Below are 2,520 nucleotides of genomic sequence, written 5' to 3'. Positions count from 1 at the left end.
GTATTCTACCTCACTTCAGGGAGTAGGCATGCGCTACGTACAGCTTCGAGCTTTTCATTATGTTGCGATTTGCGGCGGCTTTTCGCGCGCCGCCGAGACGCTGTTTCTCACCCAGCCGGCGATATCCGACCAGGTGCGCAAGCTCGAGGAAGAATACGACGTCCTGCTCTTCAACCGCCATAAGAAGCAGGTGACGCCGACGGCAGCCGGGCAGCAATTGCTCGAAATCACGCGGCGCATGTTCGACACCGAGCAGCAGGCGCTTGAGCTTCTGTCGGAATCCCGCGCGCTGCGCTCGGGCACGCTGCGCATCGTCGCCGACGCCGCTCACCATCTGCTGCATATCCTCGGCCAGTTCCGCCAAAAATATCCCGGCATCCAGGTGTCTGTGCGCGCCGGCAACACCGAGACCGTCATCTCCAGCCTCTACAGCTACGAGGCGGACATCGGCGTGCTCGGCGAAATTCCCATCGGCCGCGATTTCGAGGTGGTCAAACTGAACTCGACGCCGATCATTGCCTTCGTATCCACCGACCACCCGCTTGCCTCGGCCAAGTCGCTGTCGCTGCACGAACTGTCCCTGCTGCCGCTGGTCATGCGCGAGCGCGGCTCAAAGACCCGCGCCAAGCTCGAAGACCTGGCCATCAAGGAAGGTTTCGAGTTCAAGCCGGCGATCGAGGCGGAAGGCCGCGAGGCGGTGCGCGAGATCGTGGCGTCGGGCGCTGGCATAGGCTTCGTCTCCGCTGCTGAGTTCGGGCAAGACGCGCGGCTGGTGCAGATCCCGATCGCTGCACCCGAAATGCTGATGGATGAGGCGCTGATCTGCCTCAAGGAGCGCAGCGGGGGTAAGCTGGTGCGGGTGTTTTTGGATATTGCGCGGTCGATGGCGGCGGGTTGAAAGCAAGTGTGGCCACCGGCGCTTCGACCGCACATTCTGTCTTGAATTTCTCGCCTTGGTCGATTACCAAACCGTCACCAGGCCGGGCCCCTCTGGCAGTCAATAATGGCTGTGATGTCGGACTGGAATTTCAATCCGGCGGCCTGGCTTTGACGTTCCGTACTCCTTGACAGCACTTGGCGAGTTTCGCGCGGATTCCGCGCTAAGCAGAGCATGTGCGAGCCACGCCGCCCTAGCGACAGCAAAGGGTGCCGCATGACAGAACTATTCACTCCCGAAGCCTTATCGGCTCTCCTCCAGGTCATCATGATCGACCTGGTGCTGGCGGGCGACAACGCCATCGTAATCGGCCTCGCCGCTGCCGGCCTGCCCAAGGATCAACGCGCCAAAGCAATCCTCATCGGCATCATCGCAGCAACCGTGCTGCGCATCGGCTTTGCTGCGGCAACGACCCAACTCCTTCAGATTGTCGGCCTGCTGCTTGCCGGCGGCGTGCTTCTGCTGTGGGTGTGCTGGAAGATGTGGCGCGAACTTCGCCATAACCATGCCGAAGAGACGCAGGCCGTCGAAGCACTTTCCGAGGCGGATATCGATGGCGACGGAAAGGTCGCTGGCACCGCCCCGCGCAAGACCTTCGCGCAGGCCGCGTGGCAGATCGTCATCGCCGATGTGTCCATGTCGCTCGACAATGTGCTTGCCGTTGCAGGTGCTGCCCGCGATCACCCCAACGTCCTGGTCTTCGGCCTGGTTCTGTCGATCGCGCTGATGGGCATTGCCGCCAGCTTCATCGCCAACCTGCTGCAAAAGCATCGCTGGATCGCCTATGTCGGCCTGGTGATTATTCTCTACGTCGCCGGCGAGATGATCTACCGCGGCGTCCTGGAGGTCATGCCCTATCTCAGAGGCGCCTGAGACGGGCCCATGCATGCCGGAGCGACATTGCTCCGGCATGCAGCCTTCGACACCTACCAAGCTATCGCTCGCCCCAAGAGATTCCTCTAGTGTGAAACAATTTTTCATGCTATGAATAGTCAGTCTTCGGATTTGATCGGCAGAACGACCGCATCCGAACATTCGCAGAACCAATCAACCGAACCGCGAGCTGAAGTGGCCAACGCTTCAGACAGGTCGTTATTGACCGGCGATAGCTATGAAAACGGCTTCGACCCTATTGCAGCTTCTGGCACTGAGCGCATGTCTCGTGGCTCGGCTGCTTTGCGCTGGTGAGCTTCAAATGCCAGGCGTGCGCCGGGCCATGCAGACGATTGCGGTGCCGGGCAACCGGCGATCACCGAGTGCCTTGGTCAAGCAAAACCTGCATACGTCAGCGCCGTAGCGCCGGAACAGGCAATGGCGAACAGTTCAGATGGCGAAAGCTTCGCTAGTGCTCGTCCCACGCCGCCATTGGGACGCCGGGGACATAGAGCGAAATCGGCCGGATTTCATACACCGCAGTCGGGTTGGCGGAGCGCAATTCGCGTGCCGCTGCGACAGCTCCGTCGATCGTTGGATAGTCCACGACGTAGAAACCGAGCAATTGCTCCTTGGTCTCGGCAAAGGGACCGTCGGTGACGAAGCCGAGCCCTTTTCCTCTCAAGGTCACCGCGCGCTCTGTTCGCCCC

Annotated in this window: 3 protein-coding genes; 2 read left to right on the top strand and 1 reads right to left on the bottom strand. The window is 60.8% G+C overall.

The window, feature by feature from the left end; translation table 11 throughout:
- The first annotated feature begins 28 nt into the window (after positions 1-28).
- On the top strand, positions 29-898 hold the full coding sequence (locus AC1DUU_RS29320; protein WP_476786838.1) for a LysR substrate-binding domain-containing protein: 870 nt from the start codon (positions 29-31) through the stop codon (positions 896-898).
- Between the two features lie 255 nt (positions 899-1,153).
- Entirely contained in the window at positions 1,154-1,810 is a 657-nt protein-coding gene (locus AC1DUU_RS29315) for a TerC family protein (protein ID WP_476786837.1), read from the top strand.
- Positions 1,811-2,279: 469 nt separating this feature from the next.
- Here the strand turns inward: AC1DUU_RS29315 and AC1DUU_RS29310 are convergent.
- On the bottom strand, positions 2,280-2,520 hold a 241-nt coding region (locus AC1DUU_RS29310), incomplete at its 5' end, for a YciI family protein (protein WP_476786836.1).

The organism is Aminobacter sp. P4_H6_2 (genome assembly GCF_056400805.1).
This window is presented reverse-complemented; position numbering and strand designations above follow the sequence as displayed.

Bases quoted from the DNA above. Each gene is read 5' to 3' on its own strand.
- AC1DUU_RS29315 (WP_476786837.1), top strand. From the start codon at position 1,154: ATGACAGAACTATTCACTCCCGAAGCCTTATCGGCTCTCCTCCAGGTC.
- AC1DUU_RS29320 (WP_476786838.1), top strand. From the start codon at position 29: ATGCGCTACGTACAGCTTCGAGCTTTTCATTATGTTGCGATTTGCGGC.